The organism is Curtobacterium sp. B8 (genome assembly GCF_000333315.1).
GTDB lineage: Bacteria > Actinomycetota > Actinomycetes > Actinomycetales > Microbacteriaceae > Curtobacterium > Curtobacterium luteum.
Genome location: NZ_BACW01000486.1, coordinates 1 through 6,019, shown reverse-complemented (window position 1 = coordinate 6,019; position 6,019 = coordinate 1). Strand labels below are relative to the sequence as shown.

The following is a 6,019-nucleotide window of genomic DNA, read 5'->3' as shown; positions in this document are numbered from 1 at the left end:
ACCCCCCCCCCCCCCCCCCACCAACAAACGACCTCGTCAGGAGCACCCTCGTGACCACCCCGGCGCCCGCACTCGACACCGTCGTCGACCCCGGGCCCTGCACCCTCCGCGAACGCAAGAAGCAGCAGACCCGGCAGGCCATCCACGACGCCGCCCTCGGCCGTGTCCTCGAGCACGGGCTCGACGGCGTCACGGTCGAGCAGATCTGCGCCGACGCCGACGTGTCGCCGCGGACGTTCTTCAACTACTTCACGTCGAAGGCGCACGCTGCGCTCGGGCTCGACACCGTCGTCACGCCGGACCGCGTCGCCGAGGCGTTCCGCGACGGTGAGGGGCGGCTCGTGGACGACGTGTGCACCCTCGTCGCGCGGAGCGTCCCGCTGCCGTCCGACCGGAGCCGGACGAAGGAACTCCTCGTGCACCGCCCCGAGATGACGCCGACGGTGATGCGGTGGATGGCGGACTCGCGGCACGCCATGCTCGCGGTCCTCACGACCCGGACGGACGAGCAGACCGCCCGCACGGTGGTCACGCTCGTGATGTCCGCGCTGTCCGAGGTCGCGCACCGCGACACGGTGCGCAGCGCCGCCGAGCTCGGGGAGCGGCTCCGTGCCGTCGTGGCCGAGATGGCTGCGCTCGCGACGGCCTGACGCCGGCCCCGCGGCGCCCGGAGGAGCCTCCGAGCCGCGGATGACCGCGACGCCTCGCCGCGCCGTGGCAGTTCCGGTTCGCGAACACCGGGTTCCGCGGACCAGGACTGCCAGGAGGCACCAGGAAGCTCGGCACGACCGCTTCCGGCCCGATGGCACCAGCGGTACCCTCCCAGCATGCGCGCCAAGGGTCCGTCGCCGTACTTCCAGTTCCCGGGCACCGCTCGGGCCGCCCTCGAGCGGTGGTCCGAGGTCTTCGGCGGCGAGGTCCGCACCGCCACCTACCGCGACTTCGGCCGCACCGACGGCCCTCCCGACGCGGTCGCGCACGGGCAGCTGGCCGGCGACCTGGAGCTGTTCGCGGCCGACACCGCCGAGGGCGAGGAGTCGTTCAGCTCGTCGGGGTTGCTGTTCTCCCTGCTCGGCGCGGCCGACCCGGAGACACTGACCCGGTGGTTCGAGGCGCTCTCGGTCGACGGCGTCGTGCTCGACCCGCTGCAACGCCGTCCGTGGGGCGACTGGGACGGGCAGGTGCGCGACGCGTTCGGCGTCACGTGGCTCATCGGGTACGAGGCGGCGGCGGTGGCGGACACCGGGGCCGGGGCCGGGGCCGGGGCCGGGGCCGGGGCACCCTCGGGGTCGGACTCCGACGCATGAGTGTCGTGCGCCAGGTCCAGGTGACGTTCGACTGCGCGGAGCCGGAGCGCGTCGCACGGTTCTGGTGCGCGGTCCTCGGCTACGTCATCCCGCCGCCGCCACCGGGCTTCGCGGACTGGGCGGCGTTCGACGCGTCGCTCCCGCCCGGACACCAGGGATCGGCGTTCGCCTGCCACGACCCGAACGGCATCGGCCCCCGGCTGTTCTTCCAGCGCGTCCCGGAGGACAAGGTCGTCAAGAACCGGGTGCACCTCGACGTCCGGGTCGGCACGGGGTTGGTCGGATCAGCGCGCCTGGCCGCCCTCGACGCCGAGAGCGCACGGCTGGTGGCCCTCGGCGCGACCCAGGTCCGGCGCATGACGGCGGACGGCATGAACGAGTCGTGCATCGTGATGCAGGACGTCGAGGGCAACGAGTTCTGCCTCGACTGACCTCTCACCCCGCGGCGACGAGCGGCGCCCAGAACGTGTCCGGTGCCTCCTCCTGCACGGTGTCCGGCGCGAAGTCGAAACCGTACTGGCCGACGAACTCGCGTGCGGCGGCGATCTCGTCCATCTCGTCGTCGTGCTCGGCGTCGAAGAGGTACACGCCACGACCCATCACGACGCCGCTGTCGCTCACGACGGCGAGGTCCCACCGCCCCTCCGCGGTACGCGTGATCCGGACGACGGCGGCCTGGTCAGCGGTGAAGTCAGCCATGTTGCGAGCATACGGAGTGCGGTGTACCCCGACCCCAGGGTCACGGCGCGTACGGTCCCGCGCATGAGTGAACACCACGGAGAACCCGAAGAACAGCACCACCCCGTCATGGACGGCGCCGAGGAGGCGACCAACGAGGAGAAGCTCCACGGCCTCATCGAGCAGGTCGAGCACGACCACGGTCACGAGGGCGCGGCATCCATGGCCGACCACCTCCGCGACCGCGCGGCCGAGACCGGCGTCGAGACCGAGGAGCCGTCCGACCACGTCGAGTGACGCGGTCGCCCGGCCCGGGAATGGACCCAGCCGCTCCGGCGTACACATGAACACCGATCTCACGAGGAGCGAGCCATGATCCAGACCGACCCCCAGCCGACCGACCGCGACGAGAAGCACTGCCGCCCCGTGCCGTCGCTGCACGACGCGCCGGAGCAGCGCTTCGGTCGGTGGCTCGGACTCATCAACGACGGTCGCTGACGCGATCCGAGGTCGCTCACGCGACCACCTGACGGACGGGAGGCGCGGTGCCGGCTGGCACCGAGCCTCCCGTCCGTTCGTGCGCAGCACCCGGCCGCTAGGCTGAGCGGTCGGACAGCAACCGGCTGGTCCGGCACGAGGAGATCAGCATGTCAGTGGGGTTGCTCGCGGTCGTCGACGACATCCTGTCCGCCGCACTGAAGGCGAGTGCGAAGACGGCGGGCGTGGTCATCGACGACGCCGCCGTGACGCCGCAGTACGTGCAGGGGATCGCGCCGGCACGGGAGCTCCCCGTCGTCGGGCGCATCGCGCTCGGCAGCCTGTTCAACAAGTTCGTCATCATCATCCCGCTGGCGCTCCTGCTCTCCGCGTTCGCGCCGTGGGTGCTGCCGTGGCTGCTCCTCATCGGCGGCACGTACCTCTGCTTCGAGGGGGCCGAGAAGGTCACCGAGTGGTTCGGCACGCACCACGAGTCCGGCGCCGAGACCCCGACGACCGAACCGAAGCTCGTGTTCGGCGCCATCCGCACGGACCTCATCCTCAGCACCGAGATCATGCTCATCGCGCTCGCCGGACTCGACCCCGACCTGGGGTTCTGGCCGACGGTCGGCGCGCTGCTCGTCATCGGTCTGGTGATGACCCTCGCGGTCTACGGCGCCGTGGCGCTGCTCGTGAAGATCGACGACATCGGGCTGCAGATGATGAAGAACCCGTCGCGCTCGACCCGGCGGGCGGGCGCCCGGGTGGTCCGTGCGATGCCCACCGTGTTCCGGGTGATCGGCGTGGTCGGGACCGTCGCGATGCTGTGGGTCGGTGGCCATCTGGTGATCCAGAACCTCGCGGAGACGTTCTGGCACGGGCCCGACGACCTGCTGCATGCCGTCGAACACGCCATCGAGGCCGCAGGGCCCGTGGTGACGTGGATCGTCGACACCGCGGTCTCGGCCGTCCTCGGTCTCGCGCTCGGCATGGTCGTCGTCGGGGTCGTGCTCGGCTTCGGGCGGCTGCGGGGTCGAGCGCACTGACGGGGCGGTCGCGTGCCGGACGGCGCTCGTGCCGGAGCGGGCGTCAGAGTTCGACGTCGCTGCCCATCGTCACCGTGCGCTGTGCCGGCAGACCGAAGCGAGCCGCCGGGTCGGCGGCGTTGTGCGCGAGCCCGACGAACAGCTTCTTCCGCCAGCTCACCATGCCGCGGTTGCCGGGCTGCGGTCGGAGCGCCCCGCGCGAGATGAAGAACGAGGCACGCTCCATCTCGTCCGGGTCCAGGTCGAGGACCTCGGCCAGGCACGCCGCGTGCAACGCCCGCGGGAGGTCCTGGTCGTCCGAGAACCCGAACTTGATCGTGATGTGGTCGATGCCGTCGTCCTCGTAGCCGAGGTCGTCGCGGAAGAACGCCTTCGCGTGCGGCACGTGCGGCACGTTCGCGGTGATGACCGACACGATGATGACGGTCCGGTGCACCACGTGGTTGTGCTCGACGTTCGCGCGGAGAGCGAGCGGTGTCGTCTCCTTGTTCGGGTGCGGGAACACCGCGATGCCTTGGACGCGCGGGATGCCCTTGGTGTTGATCTTCTCGATGAAGTCGGCGAGCGAACCCTCGCGTTCCTTGCGCTCCTCCTGCACGAGCTGCCGGCCGCGGCGCCACGTCGTCATGAGCGTGATCACCGCCAGGGCGATGAGGAGCGGGACCCAGCCGCCGTGCACGATCTTCGAGAGGTTGCCCGCGAGGAACGTCAGCTCGAGCCCGCCGAACACGACGGCCGCGAGGACCAGCTTCCACGTCGCCCAGTGCCACAGCGGTTTCACCACGAGCAGCAGCAGGAGGGTGTCGACGACGAGCGCCCCGGTGACCGACACGCCGTACGCGGTCGCGAGGCTCGCCGAGGAGCGGAACGTGAGCATCACGGCCATGACACCGATGAACAGGAGGAGGTTCACGGCCGGCAGGTAGATCTGGCCGCCTTCCTGCCGGGAGGTCTGCCGGATCGTCAGCGGCGGCAGCAGCCCGAGTTGCACGGCCTGGCGGCTGAGCGAGAACGCCCCGGAGATGACCGCCTGGCTGGCGATCACGGTCGCGGCGGTCGCGAGCACCACGACGGGCAGCTGCAGTCCGCTGGGGAAGAGCAGGAAGAACGGGTCCTTCGCGGCCGACGGGTCACGGAGGACGAGCGAGGCCTGGCCGAGGTAGTTCAGCACGAGCGCGGGGAACACGACGAAGAACCAGGCGCGGAGGATCGGCTTCCGTCCGAAGTGCCCCATGTCGGCGTAGAGCGCCTCGGCGCCGGTGATGACCAGGACGACGGCACCCATGGCGACGAAGGTGATGTACGGATGGGCGATCAGGAACTGGATCGCGAAGGTCGGCGAGAGCCCCTGCAGGACGCCGGGGTCCTGCAGGATGTGCGGGACGCCGGCCGCGGCGATCACGAGGAACCAGAGCAGCATCACCGGGCCGAAGAGGTTGCCGACCTTGCCGGTGCCGAAGCGCTGCACGGCGAACAGCACCACCAGGATGACCGCGGCGATCGGGACGATGAGGTGCTCGATGCTCGGTGTGGCGGTCTGGAGCCCCTCGACCGCGGAGAGCACCGACACCGCTGGAGTGATCACCGAGTCGCCGTAGAACAGCGAGACGCCGACGATGCCGATCACGAGGAAGATCGTCGCGCCGCCCCGCCGCTTCGCGTACAGCCGACGGGCGAGGGCGGCGAGCGCCATCACCCCGCCCTCCCCGTTGTTGTCGGCGCGCATGAGGACGAGGACGTACTTGATCGACACGATGATCGTGACGCTCCAGAACATCATCGAGATGACGCCGTAGACGTCCTCCTCGTTGGCCTTGACGATCCCGCCGTCGATCGTGAACACGGTCCGGAGTGCGTAGAGCGGACTGGTACCGATGTCGCCGAAGACGACACCGAGGGCTGCGAGCGCGAGTGCGGCGACGCCCTTGCCGGGGCCGTGTCCGGCGTCGTCGCCGGAGCCGCCCGCGGCCTTGACGGCAGCGTCGTCGGCGGCCGTACCGGCGGCGGGGCCGGAGCCGGTCGCGGGTGTGTGAGAGCGGGTCTCGGTCACGCTCGTCTCTTCCGTTGCGTGGTCGCCCGGGCGACGACCGCGGATCATCCTCGCACCAGCGCGGGCCGTGCGCTCGCAGGTGGCGCACATCAGGCGTCGGCGTCGTCCCCGGCCGCCGGATCGCCCTCGGCGAGCGGCAGCGTCACGACGAAGCGTGCGCCGCCCAGCGCCGCTCGCTCGACGTGCACGGAACCGCCGTGCGCCTCGACGATGCCGCGGACGATCGCGAGGCCGAGTCCGGAGCCGCCGGACTCCCGGGCGCGGGCTTCGTCGAGCCGGACGAACCGGTCGAACACGCGCTCGCGGTCGGTGTCGGCGATGCCCGCTCCGTCGTCCTCGACCGCCAGGACCGCCAGGTGGGTTCCCGCGGTGCCGAGCTCGAACGCGACGGTCGAGGTCGCGTGCCGCGCGGCGTTGTCGGCGAGGTTCCGGAGGAGCTGTGCGAGGAGGCCCGGGTCGCC

The 6,019-nt window shown here is 71.1% G+C and carries 9 protein-coding genes; 6 read left to right on the top strand and 3 right to left on the bottom strand.

Translation table 11 applies throughout. The features are described from left to right. From I59_RS20980 to I59_RS12530, 3 genes are all read left to right on the top strand, one after another. The coding region (locus tag I59_RS20980; protein ID WP_376764453.1) for a TetR/AcrR family transcriptional regulator at positions 1-650 on the top strand (650 nt) is incomplete at its 5' end. 177 nt (positions 651-827) lie between these two features. Then, positions 828-1,307, top strand: a complete 480-nt coding sequence (locus I59_RS12535) for a VOC family protein (protein WP_022904160.1) — start codon at positions 828-830, stop codon at positions 1,305-1,307. After that, positions 1,304-1,738, top strand: coding sequence for a VOC family protein (locus I59_RS12530; protein WP_022904159.1), 435 nt, complete (start codon positions 1,304-1,306; stop codon positions 1,736-1,738). The genes I59_RS12535 and I59_RS12530 overlap by 4 nt, the downstream gene beginning before the upstream one ends. A 4-nt stretch (positions 1,739-1,742) precedes the next feature. Here I59_RS12530 and I59_RS12525 read toward each other — a convergent pair whose 3' ends face one another. Then, positions 1,743-2,006 (bottom strand): hypothetical protein, encoded by a 264-nt coding sequence (locus I59_RS12525; protein ID WP_022904158.1) that lies wholly within the window; start codon positions 2,004-2,006, stop codon positions 1,743-1,745. Positions 2,007-2,069: 63 nt separating this feature from the next. On the opposite strand from I59_RS12525, the gene I59_RS22205 reads away from it, so the two are divergent. The 3 genes from I59_RS22205 (at position 2,070) to I59_RS12505 (ending at position 3,508) form a co-directional block, all read left to right on the top strand. Next, positions 2,070-2,282: a hypothetical protein gene (locus tag I59_RS22205; protein WP_022904157.1), complete on the top strand. Its 213-nt coding sequence runs from the start codon at positions 2,070-2,072 to the stop codon at positions 2,280-2,282. A gap of 75 nt (positions 2,283-2,357) precedes the next feature. After that, positions 2,358-2,483 carry a hypothetical protein gene (locus tag I59_RS23525; RefSeq protein WP_022904156.1) on the top strand — a complete coding sequence of 42 codons (126 nt, stop codon included), beginning with the start codon at positions 2,358-2,360 and terminating at the stop codon, positions 2,481-2,483. A 149-nt stretch (positions 2,484-2,632) separates the two neighbouring features. Further along, the gene (locus I59_RS12505) at positions 2,633-3,508 is read left to right on the top strand and encodes a DUF808 domain-containing protein (protein WP_031273742.1); all 876 of its coding nucleotides are present in this window, start codon (positions 2,633-2,635) and stop codon (positions 3,506-3,508) included. 43 nt (positions 3,509-3,551) lie between these two features. On the opposite strand, the gene I59_RS12500 is transcribed toward I59_RS12505, so the two are convergent. Next, entirely contained in the window at positions 3,552-5,558 is a 2,007-nt protein-coding gene (locus I59_RS12500; RefSeq protein ID WP_261976576.1) for a potassium transporter Kup, read from the bottom strand. An 89-nt stretch (positions 5,559-5,647) separates the two neighbouring features. Continuing rightward, positions 5,648-6,019 (bottom strand): cell wall metabolism sensor histidine kinase WalK (locus tag I59_RS12495; RefSeq protein ID WP_031273740.1); only part of this gene is annotated, 372 nt, incomplete at its 5' end.

What these genes read in the sequence shown, in the direction of transcription:
- I59_RS12535 (WP_022904160.1), top strand. Translation starts at nt 828, where the DNA reads ATGCGCGCCAAGGGTCCGTCGCCGTACTTCCAGTTCCCGGGCACCGCT.
- I59_RS12530 (WP_022904159.1), top strand. Translation starts at nt 1,304, where the DNA reads ATGAGTGTCGTGCGCCAGGTCCAGGTGACGTTCGACTGCGCGGAGCCG.
- I59_RS12525 (WP_022904158.1), bottom strand. Translation starts at nt 2,006, where the DNA reads ATGGCTGACTTCACCGCTGACCAGGCCGCCGTCGTCCGGATCACGCGT.
- I59_RS22205 (WP_022904157.1), top strand. Translation starts at nt 2,070, where the DNA reads ATGAGTGAACACCACGGAGAACCCGAAGAACAGCACCACCCCGTCATG.
- I59_RS23525 (WP_022904156.1), top strand. Translation starts at nt 2,358, where the DNA reads ATGATCCAGACCGACCCCCAGCCGACCGACCGCGACGAGAAGCACTGC.
- I59_RS12505 (WP_031273742.1), top strand. Translation starts at nt 2,633, where the DNA reads ATGTCAGTGGGGTTGCTCGCGGTCGTCGACGACATCCTGTCCGCCGCA.